General features: G+C 66.5%; 19 protein-coding genes and 1 riboswitch. Of the genes, 15 read left to right on the forward strand and 4 right to left on the reverse strand.

Annotated elements, in window-relative coordinates:
* Positions 1 to 261 precede the first annotated feature (261 nt).
* The gene (locus BJ987_RS25800; protein WP_245366127.1) at positions 262 to 489 is read left to right on the forward strand and encodes a hypothetical protein; all 228 of its coding nucleotides are present in this window, start codon (positions 262 to 264) and stop codon (positions 487 to 489) included.
* A 388-nt stretch (positions 490 to 877) separates the two neighbouring features.
* Here BJ987_RS25800 and BJ987_RS25805 read toward each other — a convergent pair whose 3' ends face one another.
* Together BJ987_RS25805 and BJ987_RS25810 are read right to left on the reverse strand one after the other, a co-directional pair.
* The gene (locus tag BJ987_RS25805; RefSeq protein ID WP_209895020.1) at positions 878 to 1765 is read right to left on the reverse strand and encodes a Sco1979 family transcriptional regulator; all 888 of its coding nucleotides are present in this window, start codon (positions 1763 to 1765) and stop codon (positions 878 to 880) included.
* An 89-nt stretch (positions 1766 to 1854) separates the two neighbouring features.
* Positions 1855 to 2079, reverse strand: coding sequence for a DUF397 domain-containing protein (locus BJ987_RS25810; RefSeq protein WP_209895022.1), 225 nt, complete (start codon positions 2077 to 2079; stop codon positions 1855 to 1857).
* Positions 2080 to 2402: 323 nt separating this feature from the next.
* Here BJ987_RS25810 and BJ987_RS25815 point away from each other — a divergent pair, with 323 nt between their 5' ends.
* From BJ987_RS25815 to BJ987_RS25830, 4 genes are all read left to right on the forward strand, one after another.
* Positions 2403 to 3200: an SAM-dependent methyltransferase gene (locus tag BJ987_RS25815; protein WP_209895024.1), complete on the forward strand. Its 798-nt coding sequence runs from the start codon at positions 2403 to 2405 to the stop codon at positions 3198 to 3200.
* A gap of 221 nt (positions 3201 to 3421) precedes the next feature.
* Complete coding sequence (locus tag BJ987_RS25820) at positions 3422 to 3649, forward strand: hypothetical protein (RefSeq protein ID WP_209895026.1); 228 nt, start codon at positions 3422 to 3424, stop codon at positions 3647 to 3649.
* Between the two features lie 190 nt (positions 3650 to 3839).
* Positions 3840 to 5099 (forward strand): PucR family transcriptional regulator, encoded by a 1260-nt coding sequence (locus BJ987_RS25825; RefSeq protein WP_209895028.1) that lies wholly within the window; start codon positions 3840 to 3842, stop codon positions 5097 to 5099.
* Positions 5100 to 5197: 98 nt separating this feature from the next.
* Positions 5198 to 5632 (forward strand): CBS domain-containing protein, encoded by a 435-nt coding sequence (locus BJ987_RS25830; RefSeq protein ID WP_209895030.1) that lies wholly within the window; start codon positions 5198 to 5200, stop codon positions 5630 to 5632.
* A gap of 12 nt (positions 5633 to 5644) precedes the next feature.
* Here the strand turns inward: BJ987_RS25830 and BJ987_RS25835 are convergent, their stop codons facing one another.
* Entirely contained in the window at positions 5645 to 6073 is a 429-nt protein-coding gene (locus BJ987_RS25835; RefSeq protein ID WP_209895032.1) for a pyridoxamine 5'-phosphate oxidase family protein, read from the reverse strand.
* A gap of 110 nt (positions 6074 to 6183) precedes the next feature.
* On the opposite strand from BJ987_RS25835, the gene BJ987_RS25840 reads away from it, so the two are divergent.
* The 10 genes from BJ987_RS25840 to BJ987_RS25885 all read left to right on the forward strand — a co-directional run bounded on the left by BJ987_RS25840 (position 6184) and on the right by BJ987_RS25885 (position 18537).
* Entirely contained in the window at positions 6184 to 7434 is a 1251-nt protein-coding gene (locus BJ987_RS25840) for an aminotransferase class V-fold PLP-dependent enzyme (RefSeq protein WP_245366128.1), read from the forward strand.
* A gap of 76 nt (positions 7435 to 7510) precedes the next feature.
* The gene (locus BJ987_RS25845) at positions 7511 to 8776 is read left to right on the forward strand and encodes a heavy-metal-associated domain-containing protein (protein ID WP_209895034.1); all 1266 of its coding nucleotides are present in this window, start codon (positions 7511 to 7513) and stop codon (positions 8774 to 8776) included.
* Positions 8773 to 10386, forward strand: a complete 1614-nt coding sequence (locus tag BJ987_RS25850) for a type III PLP-dependent enzyme domain-containing protein (protein ID WP_209895036.1) — start codon at positions 8773 to 8775, stop codon at positions 10384 to 10386. Before BJ987_RS25845 ends, BJ987_RS25850 begins: the two co-directional genes overlap by 4 nt.
* Positions 10386 to 11708, forward strand: coding sequence for a pyridoxal-phosphate dependent enzyme (locus BJ987_RS25855; protein ID WP_209895038.1), 1323 nt, complete (start codon positions 10386 to 10388; stop codon positions 11706 to 11708). The genes BJ987_RS25850 and BJ987_RS25855 overlap by 1 nt, the downstream gene beginning before the upstream one ends.
* A 99-nt stretch (positions 11709 to 11807) precedes the next feature.
* Entirely contained in the window at positions 11808 to 12431 is a 624-nt protein-coding gene (locus BJ987_RS25860; RefSeq protein WP_209895040.1) for a TetR/AcrR family transcriptional regulator, read from the forward strand.
* Positions 12432 to 12477: 46 nt separating this feature from the next.
* Positions 12478 to 12649, forward strand: a riboswitch (M-box (ykoK) riboswitch).
* A 224-nt stretch (positions 12650 to 12873) separates the two neighbouring features.
* Complete coding sequence (locus BJ987_RS25865; RefSeq protein ID WP_209895042.1) at positions 12874 to 13587, forward strand: MgtC/SapB family protein; 714 nt, start codon at positions 12874 to 12876, stop codon at positions 13585 to 13587.
* 3 nt (positions 13588 to 13590) lie between these two features.
* Positions 13591 to 15330, forward strand: coding sequence for an ABC transporter permease (locus BJ987_RS25870; RefSeq protein ID WP_209895044.1), 1740 nt, complete (start codon positions 13591 to 13593; stop codon positions 15328 to 15330).
* Between the two features lie 29 nt (positions 15331 to 15359).
* Positions 15360 to 16688 carry an ABC transporter ATP-binding protein gene (locus BJ987_RS25875; protein WP_209895046.1) on the forward strand — a complete coding sequence of 443 codons (1329 nt, stop codon included), beginning with the start codon at positions 15360 to 15362 and terminating at the stop codon, positions 16686 to 16688.
* A 90-nt stretch (positions 16689 to 16778) separates the two neighbouring features.
* The gene (locus BJ987_RS25880) at positions 16779 to 17924 is read left to right on the forward strand and encodes an acyl-CoA dehydrogenase family protein (protein WP_209895048.1); all 1146 of its coding nucleotides are present in this window, start codon (positions 16779 to 16781) and stop codon (positions 17922 to 17924) included.
* On the forward strand, positions 17908 to 18537 hold the full coding sequence (locus BJ987_RS25885) for a TetR/AcrR family transcriptional regulator (RefSeq protein ID WP_209895050.1): 630 nt from the start codon (positions 17908 to 17910) through the stop codon (positions 18535 to 18537). Before BJ987_RS25880 ends, BJ987_RS25885 begins: the two co-directional genes overlap by 17 nt.
* 1 nt (position 18538) lies before the next feature.
* Here the strand turns inward: BJ987_RS25885 and BJ987_RS25890 are convergent, their stop codons facing one another.
* Complete coding sequence (locus tag BJ987_RS25890; protein ID WP_209895052.1) at positions 18539 to 18910, reverse strand: hypothetical protein; 372 nt, start codon at positions 18908 to 18910, stop codon at positions 18539 to 18541.
* Between the last annotated feature and the right edge of the window lie 102 nt (positions 18911 to 19012).

The raw sequence follows: 19012 nt of genomic DNA on the forward strand, positions 1-19012 counted from the left end.
GAATCGTGAAAAGCACCAAGTGCGAATGCAATCGATAGTGCAGATGTACTTGCATCTGAAAGGCCGCCAGCCCTAAACTCAGACCCGCAGGGCTTTACAGGGGACAACCAGGGGAGGCCGCGTGAGCGAGCCGATGGTCGTGTTGCCAAAGGTTTGCTGCCGCCAGACCAAAGGGGCGTTCGAATGAACCAACCACATTACGGCGGCCGGCTCGGCTTCGCCGATGCCGCATTGGCCGACCAGCCAGCGAACGGTACAACTATGAGTACATCGTCGGCCCGTAGCGGCCACCGAAAAGCAGCACATTCGCGCGATACCGCAGTCGCGTTCGTCATCCATGCCGTCGAGTCCACGGGCGCGGCCACCAGGAACGATTTCGATATCGATCGGATCGTTTCCACGGCGCATGCCATGGCCGACGACTGGGATATGAACGTCCTGCAGCCGTCGACGTTCTGGCGCATCGCGTCCAGCTGCATCAAGCAGTAGACGCCGACTACGGCACGGGGGTCGAATACCGCTGTGCCGCAATGACCATCGGGTTCGCACGCGCTCACCAGCGCCGGCATGACACCCGAGAGATCTCTTCGCCGCCCGCACCGGCACACCACCGACGCGTTCGGCGGCTCGGTGACGATCCTGCGTGACGCGGCCCGCTCCGGCGACGGCCGCGACCGACTCGCGCGGATAACGGACAATTCACCCAGTCTGCGATGTGGGCCCGAGCGACCATCAAACGCGCTCAGCGGACCCGCCCGCCACCCTTACCAATTCGGCCCGCTGACAGCCGGCCTCTTCCACCGCATACGACAACAGTGCGGGCGACCGGATCGGTCGCCCGCACTCTTGCGTATGTATGGTTGCGCGGCGATTACGCCTATAGATCCGCCGCGTAGTTGGTGATCAGCTCGATGGACTTGTCCGGTGGCAGCGACTGCACGCTCAAACGGTCCATCACGGTCAGATACATCTCGAGATCCTGCCGGCGATCCAAATACAGGGCGCTGGTGAGGTGTTCGAGGTAGACGATGTCAGGCAGCTCGCGCTCGGAGAAGCGCAGAATGCTGAACGAGCTACCCGCGGCCGCATGCTCGCCCGCCGCATAAGGCAGCACCTGCACGGTGACATTCGGCAGGGCGGCGAGCTTGCACAGGTGCCGCATCTGATCGCGATGCACACCCGGGCCGCCGACCGGTCGATGCAGCGCGGCTTCATCGATCACGGCCCACAGCACCGGCGGATCCACGCGGTACAGCAACTCTTGGCGGTGCTGCCGCACGGCGACGCGCCGATCGGTATCGGCGTCGTCGCTTCCAAGCGACAGCACGGCCCGCGCATAGTCGGGCGTCTGCAACAGCCCCGGCACCAAATGCGCTTCGTAGGTACGGATCTTGCTCGCCGCCTGCTCCAAGCCGAGGTAGGTGCCGAACCACGACGGCAGCAGGTCACTGTAGCGATGCCACCAGCCGGGTTCGTTCGCCCGCCTGGCCAGATCGAGGAACCGCTCGCGTTCTTCGGGATCGGTGATTCCGTAGAGCGTCAGCAGGTCTCGGATGTCTCGTTCTTTGAAGCCGGTGCGGCCCAACTCGAGACGACTTATCTTGGCGTGCGATCCACGGATCGCGTCGCCCGCGGCCTCCCGGGTGATGTTGCAACTCTCCCGGAGTTTTCGTAACTGTCCGCCGAGCGCGATCCGAAGCACAGTCGGACCACGTTCCGCGACAACCGATTGCACACGACCGTCGTCATCGGGTTCTGCGATCATGGAGTTCGTCTCCGATACTCGAGGTTGCCCACCAGTGTGTCACAAACGCGCCGTCTAGAGACACACCGCACCGACCGCAATGTTACCGCTCAGCAAGTCAGATCGTCGAATTCTCCTGCCTTCGCGCCGCGGACGAACGCGTCGATCTCCGGACGGGTGTAGAAGATCATCGCACCCTCGGGGTCACGCGAGTTACGCATGGCCACCAGACCGCCGGAGGCCTGCGCCAGTTCGACGCAGTTGCCGCCGCTGGGGCCGCTGAACGAGCTCTTACGCCAGGCGCTTTCGATGGTGCGTGTGGTGGTGTCAGACATTTTCCCCACTCCTCGGTTCCGCAGTGTAGAGATCCTTCGAGGCCGGTTTTTGCATCTGCACTCTCAAATGTTCTTGCATTTGCACCGACATTCGAACGGTAGCACGAAGTTCACCATGGCGCACCAGGATTTTCATACCTACCGGTCGGCTTTATAGGAGCCATTCTCGACACGCCCGAAAAAGCCGTGTTCAGCTCGGCCATCCGCCCCGCTTCGCGAAGTTGAATCTTGTACTGTCACAGTGCACATCGGATGCACCAGCCATTCGCGACACCCGTTCGCGGCGTGCCGCGGTTACACCGCTCGCTGAGGAGTCAGCCGCCATGCCTGAAGACCACGCCCCACTGATCCGGACCGATATCCCGCATTCGGCTCGCATCTGGAACTACTGGATGGGGGGCAAGGACTATTACGAAATCGATCGGATCGCGGGCGACGCCGGCCTCGAAGTCGATCCCGACATCAGCACCATGGCCGTGCAGTCGAGACAGTTCCTGATCAGAGCGGTGAAGTTCCTCGCCAAGGAGCACGGCATCAGCCAGTTCCTCGACATCGGCACCGGCCTGCCCACCATGCAGAACACCCACGAGGTGGCCCAAAGCGTCACGCCCACAGCCAAAATCGTCTACGTCGACAACGATCCGCTGGTGCTGACCCACGCCCGCGCGCTACTGACCAGCACCACCGCCGAGGGCGTCACCACCTATATAGATGCCGACTACCACTACCCCGAGCAGATCATCGCCGACGCGAAGAACGTGCTGAATTTCCAGGAGCCGATCGGCGTCATGTTCATGGGCGTGCTCGGCCACGCTCGCACCTACGAGGACATGCGGCGCATCGTGGACACCGTGATGGCCGCCGTGCCCTCGGGCAGCTATCTGGTCCTGTGGGACGGCACCGACGACAGCAAGGCCTATGTCACGCTCTGCGAGAACTACACCGGAACCGGTGGTACGCCATATATTCCGCGCCCGCAGGAAATGATCCGGGCGGCGTTCGAGGGGCTGGAAATGGTGGAGCCCGGTTTTGTCTCCATCACCGAGTGGCGCGCCGACGCGACCGAGGTCGGTGAGAGCCGGCCGATTTCGGCGTACGGCGGAGTCGCGCGCAAGCCCTGATTCCCACACCGATCACAACAGTTCCGACCAACCGGTCGGAACTGTTTTTTGTTATGCCCCAGTAAATCTCCAGCCGCCTCGGTCGAGCGTGCAAATGTACTTGCATCTGCAAGGCGCAGACGCATAAAATCGAATGCAGTTAACCGGGGAGGCACGCAGGGAGTTCGCGCCGGCGTTGCCATCACATCGCCTCCCCATCGCCAGACGCGAGGGTGGTCGACATGAACCAGGCATTCAGAACTCCCCACCGGGTAGCGACGGCGAGCGCCGCGGGTCTCCAGACCCGGCTCCCCGCAGCCGACTTCAACTCCGAATGCGCGGCCGAGCCCGGCAGTCTCACCTACCGGCGGGCCCGCGAAATCCTCTACGTGCACGAGGTGCACGGTCCCTCCTGCCGCCAGTGGCTGGCCGCCGCCGCCTATCTGTCCGCGGGCCTGGACGACGAATAGCCTCGAAATCGCCTGGTGCCCTTGACAACCGATAGCCAGGGCATATCCGGCGAAATCGAGCCGCACACAGTGGTTTTGCGGTCCGACGGATCTCACTGAAGCTTCCCCACGTTCATAACTTTTTCGTATAGTGATGCAACGATTCGGGCGCAGTTCTATTACGCCTGATGCAGCATTGGAAGCGACACCTATGACCTTCTCCGCGTTGGACCTGACCACCGAACTACCCGCTACGGCACTGGAAATCGGCGGCAGGCCCGCCTCGGTGCCGCTGCAGAACACCGATCGGGTGGCCTCGCGAATGGTCGGCTACTTCGCTACCTGTATGGCGCCGTGCCGCACGCTCCCGGGCGAGCAACTGCGCGGCGATGTCACTAAATTGACACGCAGCGTGCTCACGCTCGCCGCCGAGATGTTCGACCGGCGCGCCGTCCCCGATGCCGAACGCTTGACCGAGGTACGCGAGGCCGCGACCCAATGGGCCAGGGAGGCCGTGCCCCTGGGCACCATTCTGCGTGCCTACCACGAAGGCATTCGGATCGCGCTGGGCCTGGTGACCGCGCAGGCCAAGGCCGACGACGTCGAAGAACTCCTCGTTGCCACCGATCTGATGCTGGAACTGCTCGAAGCCATCACCGTCGCGGTCTCCGACGCCTACGTCGAGGAGCAGCACCTCGTTGCCCGCGAACACCAAACGGCCGCACAGACTCTGGCTTCCGCGCTGCTCAGCGGCCGCGGCAGTTCCGCACTGGCGCGCCAGGCCGGAATGCCGGTCGCCGAGTCGTATCACGTGGTGGCGCTGTCGATTCCGCCGCATCCAGACGAGCGTGATCCGCGCGTCGACGCCGAGGTCGCCGCGCGCCGCAAGCTCCGCCGACTACAGTCGGGGCTGGCCACCGTATTCGAATCGCGGGCCCTGGCACTGCTGTCCACCAAGGGCGGCACCCTGCTCGTCCCGAATGTCGAAGACGCGCCCGCCCCCGACGCCCCGGCGCTGGAGCGACTCGCCACGGCCGCCGAGGTCCCGCTCACCGCCACACTGGTCACCAGTGACACCGATCAGATACCCGACGCCGCCGATCAGGCCCACGAACTGCTGAACCTGGTGCGTGTCGGCGGCCGGTCCCCCGGCCTCTACCAAATGGCCGATCTAGCGGTGGAATACCAGCTGACCCGCGGCGGTCCGGCCACCCGGCGCATCGCCACCATTTTGGATCCGCTGGACGCGCACCCGGAACTCTTCGACACCATGCGCGCCTACCTCGGCAACGATATGAACCGGCAGCTGACCGCGCGCCAGCTCTACGTGCACCCCAACACCGTCGACTACCGGTTGCGGCGCATCGCGCAACTCACCTCCGTCGATCTGGCCACCTCCGCGGGCATCTCGCAGGCTTCCATCGCCCTGCTGGCCCGGGATTTGGACCGCACCGTCGCACGCCGGCTTTAAGCTTCCGCGCGAATCTGTTGCGCAGTCGATGCGCGGAACCCTAGGTATCGAGCACACCGGCGCGAGATCCTGAAATCCCCGGCCATCTGGAGGAAATGATGCGCATAGCGGAGATCTTGCGTCGCAAGGGTAATGACGTCGCCACGGTGACGCCCGAAACCACGGTCCGAGCCTTGCTCGGCATTCTGGCCCAGCACAATATCGGAGCGGTGGTGGTCTCGCCCGACGACTCCGCGATCGCGGGCATCGTCTCCGAACGCGATGTGGTGCGGCGGCTACACGAGTACGGCGCGCAGGTGCTCGACAGCCCGGTGTCGGCCATCATGACCCACGAGGTGCGCACCTGCACGCCCGCCGACCGGGTCGACGGACTGCGGAAGACGATGACCGAGCACCGGATCCGGCATCTGCCCGTGATCGAGGACGGCCGGTTGATCGGCATCGTGAGCATCGGCGACGTGGTCAAGAGCGCGATCTCCGAACTGGCGACCGAACGTCAGCAGTTGGCGGAGTACATCCAGGGCCGGTATTAGCGCGACCCGTGGTCAGTAGTTGTCGCCGCCCAGGTCGGCCGAGAGCCAGTGCTCGGGCCGCATGTGCACCGTGACCATGGCGCCGAACGCCTCGGCCGCCCGCAGGTACCCGTCGACCTGATCGGCGGGCAGGTAGCGTGCGGCCACCTCGCGGTGCTCCTCGTCGGTCATCTCCGAGATACGCAGGATCGGACCTTCCACGGACACGTAGCGCACAGTCGGCTCTACCCGCTGGACCATCAGGGTGAAGCGGCCCGCGGCGCGCAGGGCTCGAATCTTCTGTGATTCCGCGCCGGTCACCAGCCAGAGCTCGCCGCCGGGCCGGTACTGATACCAGATCGGCACGGTGAGCGGCCCGCGGCCGGGCCCCGCGTCGACCGACAGCGCCCCGATATGCGGCTGGGCGAGAAACTCTTGGCGTTCTGCTGGGTTCAGCGGCATGACAACCAGGCTAGTCAATGAAAGTTCTTGTCCACCAGAAACCTTCGAACGACACGCCGGAAGTGCGTATCGTTGGTTGGGTCCAGCGCATCCTGTGAAGGGAGCGTTCGTTGCCCCCATCCGCGCCCACCCGAGCGCCACACATTCCGGAATCCGTTCGCGCGCTGTTTCCGGCCCTGGCCGGATCCAGCGAGGTCTATCTGGACAGCGCGGCCACCACGCAGAAACCGCGACCGGTGATCGACACCATCCAGGGTTATCACGCCTCCCGCACCGCCAACGCCGGCCGGGGCACCTATCCGTGGGCCACCGGGCTCAGTGTTCGCCTGTCCCGGGTGCGCGCCCGCGCCGCCGCGTTCATCGGGGCGCGGCACCCCGACGAGGTGGTCTTCACCGGCGGCGCCACCGCGGCGCTCAACGCCGTCGCGCTGTCCTGGGGCCTGGCCGAGTGCACCGACGGCGACGAGATCCTTTACAACCCGCGCGATCACGCCTCCAACGTCTACCCCTGGCATCATCTGCGGCAGCTGCTGGCCCGCTTCGGTCGCCGCATCGAACTCGTCGGCTACCGGACCACCCGGACCGGTGAGGCCGACACCGACGATATTCTCGCCAAACTCACCCCCCGCACCCGGCTGATCACCACCAGCCACCTGCATCACGTGTTCGGCGGGCTGACCACCCTGGCGGAACTTCGCGGCCGGATCGATCCGGCGGTGCTGCTGTGTTTCGACTGCAGCCAGAGCGGCGGGCACCTGCCCGTGGACGTCACCGAACTCGGCGCGGACTTCGCGGTGTTCGCCGCGCACAAGATGTTCGGCGCACCCGGCACCGGAATCCTCTACTGCCACCGGAGGATTCACGATCGGCTGCTGCCGTTCCTGCCGGGCGGCAACTCAGGGGTGCGGCTCACCGAGGCCGGGTTGACGCGGGCCGGCATGCCGGAACTACTGGAAGGCGGCACCCACAACATCCCCGGGGTACTCGCGCTCGGCACCGCGCTGGAGGTGCTCGAATCCTTCGACATGGCGGCCGTCGCCGCGCACAACCGCGAGTTGACGACGCGCCTGCTCGACGGATTACGCCGGGTGCCCGGCTGTGAGTTCCTGCCGGGTCCGGCCTACGCCTCCTGTGCCGTCGGGTACGGCATCGTCTCGTTCACCTTGCCCGGAATCACCGCCAGCGATCTGGGTTTCGTGCTGAGCGAGCTCGGTTTCCTGGTGCGCACCGGATTGCAGTGCCGACCCGGTGACAGTGCCGACACCGACTCCGTCCGGGTCAGCACCCACATCTACAACACCTTCGACGAGATCGACCGTTTCACCGCGTGCGTACAGACGATTGCCGAGGAGGTTTCGTGAGCGAGCACCGCGAGCGAGAAATCAGCACAGCCACATGGCTGGTCATGCCAGAGCCGAGCATCGGCAAGGCGGCGGCATGACCACCGATGTGCCGCGCTACGACCGGCGAGCCGCGTCTCGGATCCTGGCCGGCCTGGCCCAGCCCGGACTCTTCGCGACCCCGTTGCCGGTGCCCGAGAAGCTCCGCATCGAATACAGCGGTGCGGCGTTGCGCACCGAGCCGAACAGCCACCTCACCTATTCGCAGCGGCTGTACCTCGAGCGGTTCATGCGCCCGTGCCGTTCGTATCAGGTGACCAGCGCCACCCACCGGATGACCTGGACCGACAGCGCCGGCATCCCCAACACCGGTCACTACCGGGCCGACGGGCTGGGACCGATCATGCCGATCGCCGCCCGGGAGGCGGGATTGGTGTTGTGGCACGCAGTGGCCGCGAATACCGAACTGGCGCAACGTATCGGCGCGCTCGGTCCCCGTGAACACGCGATCCTCGACGGCACCACCACCGATCACGACCCGCTGGAAATCTTCCGCGTGGGCATCGAAGCCACCGGGCGCGCGCTGGCCCAGCACGCACTGCTGGCCCGCCAGACGCCGTATCGCGGTGCGGCCGAATTCGCGCAGGGCATGCATGATTCCGGCCTCTTCGCCGCGGTGGCCACGCGGTGGTACTGGGAACTCCAAGCCTCGACCTATCGCCGCGGCATGATCCCGGTGACTCTCACGGCCCAGCCCGACGGCACCGTGCGCTACACCGCCGAGACCGTAGCGACGCTGCGGGCGATGAAGGACGCGACCATCGACGACGCGCACATGGTCATGCGGCGCGCCACCGCCACCGAGGGACTCACCGTCGCCGAGGCGATCGCCAAGTATCACGAGGACCTCGACCTCATCTCCCGCCAATACGCACTCCTGCCCGCGGGCACCCGCCCCGCCTGCCTGGCCGCGATGCCGCATCAGCTCGACGGCGCGCACTACACCCTGCTGCCGCTGGTGGTCGATCAGTTCATCACGGTGTTCGACAAGCTCTCGACACGCTGCGAAATCGTCCAGGTGGCAAGCGGACTCGACGAGCTCACCGCCGACGACCCGGCCTCGGCGGAAGACCAGGTGTTCTACGTCCCGGACATGAACTGCCGGCACTGCGTCCGCACCATTACGGGGGTGCTGGAGAACATGGGCATCAAGGTCGTGGAGATCGATTTGATCAGCAAGCGCGTGGTGGCCGAGTTCCGCAGTCCGCGCAACCGCGCCCGGGCCTTCGAGGCGATTCGGGACGGCGGCTACAACCCGGTCGCCGACAAGCCCGCGCAGCACACGACGGAATCCGCGGTATGAGCGGTCCGCCCGCGCTGCCGGCGAAGATCCACCCGCTGGTCCGCGCCTTCCTCGACACGCGCGACGCCCTCGACGAAACCCTGGGCCGGTTCGGGACCCCTGTGCACCTGGTCTTCCCGCAGGTCTACGCCGAGAATCTGCAGCGTCTTCGCTCGGTACTGGATCGGCAACTGCCCCGGCACCGAATCTGCTACGCGCACAAGGTGAATCGCTCGCGAGCCTTTGTCCGCACCGCCGAGCACGCGGGGGCGGCGGTGGATGTCGCCTCCCCGCAGGAACTCGCCAGCGCGGTCGGCGCCGGGTTCGGGACCATGCGGATCGAGGCGACCGGACCCAAAGACGAGGTGTTCCTCCGTGACCTCATCGATTGTGGCGCCACCATCAACGTCGACAACCTGTGGGAATTGCGGCGCATCACCGAGCTGGCCGGTGATGGCGCGAGAGTGCCGGTGCTGCTGCGGGTTTCGGGTTTCCCCGGGACACCGGTGAGCCGGTTCGGTGTGCCACTCCCGCACCTGGACCGTGCCTTCCATCTGCTGACCGCGCATCGGAGTCGAATTACCCTGCTGGGCTTCGCCTTCCACATCGATTCCGGGGAGATCGCGGAACGAATCCGGGCCATCGACGCCTGCCTGGCACTGATCGAACAGGCTTATGGCCACGGCCTGACGCCGTCCGTGCTCGATATCGGTGGCGGCTTCCGCCAGGTGTTCACCGCCGACGTGCACGCGTTCGACGGCTACGTGCAAGCTCTGCGAGCGGCGCTGCTGGGCCGCGGCGAACCTATGACCTGGGCCGGTAACACCTTCGGCTATCACCTCGCCGATGGCGCGATACACGGCACTCCGGTCTTCCACAAGTACGCCAATACCGTTGCGGCGCACGACATGCTGGCCGACGTGCTGTCCGCGCCACTGGAGCGGCACGGCGGGCGCACAGTGGCCCAGGTCGCCGCCGACAATATGCTCGACCTCTGGATCGAGCCCGGCAAAGCGCTCGTCGACCACGCCGGGGTGACGGTGGCCCGGGTGGTGTTCGTCAAGGATCTCGCCGAGGGCACCGTGCTGGTGAATGTCGACCTGAGCCGGGATTCGGTGACGCCCGCCGATCAGGAGGTCATGGTCGATCCGGTGCTCATTCCGGCCGGTGCACCGGAGCGCGGCTCGGCATCTAGCCCGGCCGCGGCTCCTCCCGGCGGCGCCACCGTCGCTCCGCTCCACTCCGCGCCGCTGCTCAACCGGGATGCCGAAACCGGCTATGTCGGCGTGTATTTCGCGGGCCGACTGTGCCTGGAACGAGACATGATCACCAATCACAAGGTGTGGCTGCAGGAACGGCCCCGCCCGGGCGATCTGGTGATCTTCCCCAATACCGCCGCCTACCACTCGGACCTGTCCGCCGCCCCGGCGTCCATGCATCCGCTGCCCGCCAAACTCGCGGTCATACAGCGGGCGGGCGGTTTTCAGATTTGCCGCGACCTCGACTACGAACCACACCGCAGCTCCCCACCGGCTTCGCTCCCTGCCGTCCCAGGAAGCCGGATTCCCCTGCGGGTACCGCCACCGCCGAGCGGACGGCAGACGCCACGACGGCCCACCGGTGCCCCGTAATGCCCTACAACCACATCACCGAGCTGATCGGTAACACGCCACTGTTGCGGCTGGACCCCGCCGTGCATCGGCTCACGGGCGTCGAGCTGTACGCGAAACTGGAGTCGCACAACCCCTTCGGCTCGGTCAAGGACCGCGTCGCCTGGGCCATGATCCGCGACGAACTGGACCGGCTCGGCGCGCAGGGACAGCGCCTCATCGAGGCTTCCAGCGGCAATACCGCCAAAGCGCTACGAGTTCTCGGCGCGCTGCACGGGATCGGGCTGCGGGCGGTGACCAACCGGATCAAGGTCGCCGAAGTTCGTGATCTGCTGCAACTGCTCGGCACCGACATCGTGGAACTTCCCGGGCTGTCCGAGTGCCCGGATCCGACCACACCCAATGACGTCTACTCGGTGATCGCCGCCACCATGGCGGCGGAACCGGGCGTCTATCACCATCTCTCGCAGTACACCAACGAGAAGAACGTGGAGGCGCACTGCCTGGGTACCGGTCGCGAGATCCACGAGGATCTCGCCGCCGACGGCATCGCTCGCGTCGACTATCTCGTCGGCGGCCTGGGCACCACCGGCTCCAGCCGCGGCGCGGCCACCTACCTGCGCAAGCACAATCCCGAATTGCGCAGCGTCGCCGTGGTTTCCGAGCGTTCGGACTTCATACCGGGGATTCGCTCGGAAACCGAGATGTGGGATGTCGGCTTGTTCCAGCCCGATTTCTACGACCGCATCGTCACCGTCGAGGCGAGCCGGGCGGTGGACGCGACTCTCGAACTGGTGCGTGGGTACGGCGTGCTGGCCGGTCCGACGAGCGGCGCCGCATACGCCGCGGCGCTGGAAACACTGGGCGCACTGGAAGTTCCGGAGCGCGACGGACCGATCATCGCGGTCGTGATCGTTTGTGATCGGCTCGAGCCGTATCTGTCCTACATCAAGAAACGCCGTCCGGAACTGTTCGGGCGCACCGACCGCCGACCGCCCGTCACCGCCGCGGAACTGGCCGCGGCGCCGAGCCTGTCCCCAGACGAACTCGCGGACCTCGACGGTACCGGCCGCCCCGTCATCGTCGATACCCGCGGCGCGATGGCGTACCGGATCGGGCACGTCCCCGGCGCGTTGAACATTCGCGACGATCAACTGGACGACATGCTCGCCCACGGTATGCCATTTCCGCGCTCACGTCCGCTGGTGTTCGTCTGCCCTGTCGGCGAAGTGTCGCGTCGCTTCGCCGTGCTCGCCCGGCGCGACGGCTACGACGCGGCGACCCTCGAGGGCGGCGTCACCGCCTGGCGCGATAGCGGTCTGCCCTTGGAACGTGGTGTGTAGCGGGGAATTGCGCCGGTTCACCTGGTCATCCCCGGGCCGGTGCGCCGGCACAGGACCCGCAGCGGCCGGTGGCGGCGCGGGTCCCATTACTGTGGTGCGGTGCAAACAGGCCAGGAATCAGCCGACGGCGGCCCCCGCATCTGGGGCGGGACGACGCTCAACGAGCGACGGGAGGCGCGGCGCGCCACGTTGCTGGAAGCCGCGCTGGACCTGATCGGCGAGTCCGGCGCCGCCGGAGTGACGATGCGCGCGGTGTGCCGCCGCGCCAACCTCACCGACCGCTACTTCTACGAGAGTTTCGGCAGCCGCGACGAACTCCTGGACGTGCTCTACCGTCAGGTCGCGGACGAATTCCTCGGTCCGATGACCACTTTCGCCGAGGCCAACGATCCGGCCCGGGACCGTGAGCTCTCCGACGTGCTGGTCGACAAGGTGCTCGAGGACCCGCGCAAATCCCGGTTGTTCCTGGTCGAGCCGTACTCCAGCACCGGCCTGGGCCAGACCACCATCGCGGTCATGCCAGCCTTCACCCGGCTGATCCAGGATCACCTGTTCGCCTACATCGAGGATCCGACGCGCCGCCGCCTGGCCGCGGTCACCATGGCCAGTGGCAACGCGGGCATGTTCTCCGCCTGGTTGAGCGGGTCGCTGCGGGCCACCCGCGAGCAGATCGTCGATCACATCGTCGCGACCATCACGGTCTATCGCGCGATCTACACATAATTCGGGTTGCGTTCGTACCACCGCCGAGGTTAACTGGCATCCGAAAGGTGCCGATCGTTCGCTGAGGCTCCTTCACGGATACAGGCCAGCGACCCCGAACGTCGAGAGACGCCCCGGGTCAGGACAGATCTCCCCGGCCTAAGGGGTGATCCCGATTGGCTCCCCGCTCTGCTGGGTTCACGCCGTGAAGTGCCAAAGGTCTGACAAGGAGAGGTCCTCACCGGCGGGTTTGCCGGGTTCCTCCGCCGAGCTCTGCGACGATTGGCCATGCGGCGCGCATCGGCGTGCGCACGAACAGCCGAAGGAGGTGAGCCGGATGCCCGGCGCAGACAGTCCGATTGCCAGCTATTCGCTCTTTGTCACCTTCGGCGCGGAAACCGGAACGGGACCATTCTCGTAGCCGCTGTTCGATGGTGCGCTCGACTCGGTTCAGGAGTGCGTGATGTCAACAGTAGAGATGATCATCCGGCTGTTCGCCGGTGTCGGCCTCGGCGCCGCGATCGGCTTCGAACGCCAATTCCGGGCCCGGGAAGCGGGCCTGCGCACCAACGCCCTCGTCGCCGCCGGATCCACCCTGTTCGTACTCCTGTCCGCCAACGGGTTCCACGGCGCGGTCGCCGACCCCACCCGGGTCGCCGCGCAGATCGTGTCCGGCATCGGCTTCCTCGGCGCCGGTGTCATCATCCGGGACGGCTTGAACGTGCGGGGTCTCAATACCGCTGCGACACTGTGGTGTTCGGCCGCGGTGGGCGCACTCGCCGGAGCGGGCATGCTGGATACCGCGGTGATCGGCACCGTCGCCGTGGTGGTGGTGAATGTCGCGCTGCGCGCGGCGGCCCGGAAGGTGGACCGGCGGCCCGAGGCACACGAGGAACAGCCCGCCACCTATTCCTTCACCGCGGTCACCGACGACGAGCACGAAGCACACGTCCGCGTGCTGCTGGTGCAGGCACTGACCCGTACCGATTTCCGGCTCGTCTCGGTCTCCAGCGCCAACATCGACATCCCCGGCCGGGTGGAGGTGCGCGCCGAGCTGACCGGGGACCGGCGCGACGACCGGCAGATGGAGGCCGCCGTGAGCCGGCTGAGTCTGGAACCCTCGGTCACCAGCGCGGGCTGGCAGGTCACCGTCGACAATGTGGCGGGGCGGTCGTAGCCCATGAACGCCCGCGGCTTCTACCCCACCCGCGAGTCGGCCTTGGCGCGGCCGCGCAGCCCGCTCGCCGACGTGGTGATCTTCGCCGGCGCGGCCGTGCTGATCTGGTCGCTGGTACGACTCTCGCAGACCGTCGACGTCCCATTCGACGAAACCACCGCGCCCGCGGCGGTTTCCACCGATCCGGGACAACTGCCCTATTACGCGGCCCGGTCGCTACTGCGCATGTTCATCGCGCTCGCGGCATCGATCCTGTTCACCTTCGTCGTCGCGACGGCGGCGGCCCGGCTGCGCCGGGCGCGAGCGGCGCTGCTGCCCGCGATGGACATCCTGCAATCGATCCCGGTGCTCGGGTTCCTCTCCTTCACCGTCACCGGTTTCATCGCCCTGTTCCCCGGTTCGCAGCTCGGCCTGGAGTGCGCGTCCATCTTCGCCATCTTCACCGCGCAGGTCTGGAACATGGCGTTCAGCTTCTACCACAGCCTCACCTCGCAGCCCCGCGAACTCGACGAGGCGGCCCGCAGCCTGAGACTGACACGGTGGCAGCGGTTCTGGCGACTGGACGTGCCCAGCGGAATCATCCCGCTGGTCTGGAACGGGATGATGAGCTTCGGCGGCAGCTGGTTCTTCCTGGTCGCCTCCGAAGCGATCTCGGTGCACAACCGTGACTACGCGCTGCCCGGTATCGGCTCCTACGTCGCCGCCGCGACCGCCGAGCAGGACCTGTCGAAGGTGCTGATCGCGGTCGGCGTGATGGTGCTGCTCGTGATCGGGGTGAACTTCGTGTTCTGGCGTCCGATCACCGCCTGGGCCGAGCGGTTCCGGATGGGCGACTCCCAGGGCCCGGACGCGCCGCGCAGTCTCGTGCTGAATCTGTTGCGGCGCTCGCACATTCCCGTGCTCCTCGGCCGGATCCTCGGACGGGTCGTCGCGCCACTGGACCGCGTGATGAGCGTGTTCGGGCTGGCCGAGTATCCGCTGCGGACCTCGCGGCGGCGGCGGCGCGCGGGCGACTGGGCCTTCGGCGTGCTCGTGGTCGCGGCGGTCACCTACGGCGGCTACCGGGTGTGGTCCTACCTCGAATCCACCGTCGGTTTCGACGAGGTGGCGCACGCGTTCGGGCTCGGTCTGCGCACCCTGCTGCGGGTGCTCGTGCTGCTGGTGCTGGCTTCCCTGATCTGGGTACCGATCGGCGTGTGGATCGGGTTGAACCCCAGGGTGTCGCGGCTCGCCCAGCCGATCGTGCAGGTGCTGGCCAGCTTCCCGGCGAACTTCCTGTTCCCCATGGTCACCGCCGTGCTGGTGGCCACCGGCATCAGTGTGGACTGGGCCGCCATTCTGCTGATGGCACTGGGCTCGCAGTGGTACATCCTGTTCAATGTGATCGCCGGCGCCAGCGCCGTGCCGAATGACCTGCGCGAGGCTGCCGCCAGCCTGCGCCTGCCGCGAAAGTTGTGGTGGCGCAAGCTGATTCTGCCCGCCATCTTCCCCAGCTATGTGACCGGCGGCATCACCGCGGCGGGCGGCGCGTGGAACGCCTCGATCGTCGCCGAGGTCGTCGAGTACGGCTCGACCACCCTCGTCGCGACCGGCCTGGGCGCCTATATCGCCCAGGCCACCAGCGCCGGGTCCGGGCCACGGATTCTGATCGGGATTCTCGTCATGAGCGTCTACGTGGTCGCGCTCAACCGGCTGGTCTGGCGGCGCCTGTACGCCCTGGCCGAACGGCGGTACTCGTTGTGACCCATGCCCTGCCGACAGGAGATCTACCGATGACCGAAGCCGATGTGCTGCTGGATATTCGAGGCGTCAGCAAGTCTTTCACCGGCACCGGGGGTGACGAACTACGGGTGCTCGACACCATCGATCTGCAATTGCGCGAAGGCGAAGTCGTCGCGCTGCTGGGCCGTTCCGGGTCCGGCAAATCCACGCTGCTGCGCATCATCGCCGGGTTGATCGGACCGACCAGCGGTGAGGTCCGTTACCGCGGCACACCGCTCAACGGCGCCAATCCTGGTGCGGCCCTTGTCTTCCAGTCCTTCGCGCTGATGCCGTGGCTGACCGTGCAGGACAATGTCGAACTCGGCTTGGCCGCCCGCAACGTCGCGCCCGCCGAACGCCGTGAGCGCGCGCTCGCGGCGATCGACCTGATCGGCCTGGACGGGTTCGAAAGCGCCTATCCCAAGGAGCTTTCCGGCGGTATGCGCCAGCGCGTCGGATTCGCCCGCGCCCTGGTGCTCGAACCGGATCTGCTCCTGATGGACGAGCCGTTCTCGGCGCTGGACGTACTGACCGCCGAGAACCTGCGCACCGAACTCGTCAACCTCTGGGCCGGCGACTCCTTCCCTTCCAAGGCGGTCTGCCTCGTCACCCATAACATCGAGGAGGCGGTGCTGCTGGCCGATCGTGTCCTCGTGCTCGGCTCGAACCCGGGCCGCATCATCGCCGAAATCCCGATCACCGAACCGCGCCCGCGGGCCAAGCGCGCCCCCTCCTTCGATGCCCTGGTCGACCACATCTACGGGCTGCTGACGGGCCGCGACACCGAGCCCGCCGGGCCCGAACCCGATACCGCCACCCCGACGGCCCGGCCGCTGCCCGATGCCTCGCCCGGCGGCCTCGCCGGTCTGGCCGAGCTCGTCTACGCGGCGGGCGGGCGGGTCGACCTTCCGGTCATCGCGGGCGAACTCAACTTCGAGCTCGACGACCTGTTTCCGCTGGTCGATGCCGCCGAAATGCTCGGCCTGTCGACCGTCGAGGCCGGCGATGTCGAGCTCACCGAGATAGGCCGCCGCTTCGCCGGCGCCGATATCCAGGAGTCCAAGCAGATCTTCGCGGAGCAGGCCGCCCGGCGCGCGCCGCTGGTGCGCACCATCTGTAAAGGCTTGGCCGGCAGCCGTGCCGGCTCACTCAAGGCGAGCTTCTTCCTGGACCTGCTGCGGCGCGGCTTCTCCCCCGACGATGCCCGCCGCCAGCTCGATCTGGCCATCGACTGGGGCCGCTACGGCGAGCTCTACGACTACGACAAGGGCAACGACCAGATCACCGCCGATCCCGCTGCCGAGGTGTACGACGCTGTGCGTGCTGCGTGGTCGGCGTAACCCCCACTTTGTTGACAGTCTGCCAATAGTGGTGGAACCTTTGTCGTAGACCGGCATCGAGTCCGGACGGGTCGAGCAAAAGGATCGAGCATGGCACGCGCGGTGTGGAGTGACGACGAGGTCGAAGCGGTACGGGAACTCGCTCGAACGTTCTTCGAGAAGGAAGTGGTCCCGCACGAGGAGAAGTTCGTCGCCCAGGGCCATCCGGATCGGCATCTCTACAACCGGGCCGGCGAACTGGGCCTGCTCTGCCCCTCCATCCCCACCGAATACGGTGGCGGCGGCGGCACCTTCGCGCACGAGGCGGCGGTCATCGAGGCGCAGACCGCGGCCGGTGACGGCTCCCTCGGCATGTCGGTGCACAGCGGCATCATCGCGCCGTATCTGCACCACTTCGGCTCCGAGGAGCTCAAGCGCCGCGTCCTGCCCAAGGCCGCCAGCGGGGAGATGGTGCTGTCCATCGGCATGACCGAACCGGGCACCGGCTCCGACCTGCAAGCCATCAAGACCCGCGCCGTGCGGGAGGGTGACGAGTACGTCATCACCGGCTCGAAGATCTTCATCTCCAACGGCTGGCTGTGTGACGGCATCATCATCGCCGTCAAAACCGACCCCACCAAGGGCGCCGCCGGTGTCTCGCTGATCTTCGCCGAGGTCGGCGACGATACGCCCGGATTCAAGCGCGGCCGCATTCTCAGCAAGATCGGCGGCAAGGGCCAGGACACCGCCGAACTGTTCTTCGACGGACTGCGCGTACCCGCGTCGAACCTGCTCGGCGAGGCCGAAGGCCAGGGTTTCTATCAGATGATGCAGATGCTGGCCCAGGAGCGGTTGGTCACCGGCATCCTCGCGGTCTGCATGATGGAGAAAGCCGTCGCGCTCACGGTCGAATACACCAAGGGCCGCGAAGCTTTCGGCAAGCCGCTGTTCGCGATGCAGAACACCAAATTCGAGCTCGCCGAATGCGCGACCATCGCGAAAGTCAGCCGGGTCTTCCTGGACGACTGCATCGACAAGCACCTGCGCGGCGAACTGGATATCCCCACCGCCGCCATGTCGAAGTACTGGTTGACAGATCAACTCGGTATCGTTGTCGACCGCTGCCTGCAACTGTTCGGCGGCTACGGCTACATGACGGAGTACCCCATTTCGCAGCTCTACACCGGCGCCCGTGTCCTGCGCATCCTCGCGGGCAGCAACGAGGTAATGAAGGATCTCATTGCCCGGGCTCTCTGACACCGCGCCCGCGTCGCGCCGCCGCAGGCTCGAGCCCGACGAGCGGCGCGCGCAGATTCTGGCCTGCGCCATCGACATGTTCGGTGAACGGCCGTACGCGGCGGTCTCGACCGCCGAACTGGCGCAGCGCGCCGGGGTGGCGCGCGGCCTGATCAACCATTACTTCGGCAACAAGCGCGACCTGTATCTGGCGGTGGTACGCCGGATGGTGACGTTGCCCCGCCCCGAGGTCCTGACGCCCCCGACCGGCACGACCCGCCAACGTGTCGATGCGAGTGTGCAGTGGCTGCTGGACACCATCTCCGAACACGGCAGCACCTGGGTGAAGGTGACCAGCCTGGAGGGTGTCGGCCACGATCCGGAGGTGCAGCAGATCCTGGACGAGGCCGACGACGCGGCCGCCGAGCGCATGCTGATCATGGTCGGACTCGCCGATTCGGCACACAGTGCACAATTGCAGGCACTGGTACGCGCCTACGGCGGACTGGTGAAAGTGGCCGGGCGCGAATGGATCGTGCGCGGCACGCTGGATCGCGGCCAGGTGCACCACATGCTCACGGACATGCTGATGACCCTGGTCACCGTAACGATGCCCAAGGTCGAGGACGGCTGAGTCACCGGTAGGAGCGCCAGTTCCGCTGGTACCGCGTCCGCGTTGCGTTATAGCGCCGGGCAGATCGAGAACCGGGCTGATGGCCGAGCCGATTGTGCTCGATCTCCATCCGCCCGTGCCGGCGGTGTTCCAACGTGAGTACGGCGAGCCCGGCCAGCCACATGGCGACGGCGATGATCGCGCTCACGACCGCCCAGCCTTCGTAGCCGTATCCAGCCGCGGTGAGCGCACAGGCGACAGCCACGATGCCCAAGGCACAGAGCACCGCGCCCGGCAGGTTGTGGTTATCGCCCAGCAGATCTCCCGCCTGGGCATGCCAACGCTGCTTTCTCAGCTGTTGTTCTTCTTCCGCATAACTGCGATCGCCCCACATGGCACTCTCCTAGCGGATTCGGCAAATGGGTGGCAATACCAGCGTATCCCCCACGGTGACCGCTATTTCCCACTTCCGGCTGAAGTCGTTGCCATGGGCACC

This window comes from Nocardia goodfellowii (assembly GCF_017875645.1).
In the GTDB taxonomy this organism is placed as follows: domain Bacteria; phylum Actinomycetota; class Actinomycetes; order Mycobacteriales; family Mycobacteriaceae; genus Nocardia; species Nocardia goodfellowii.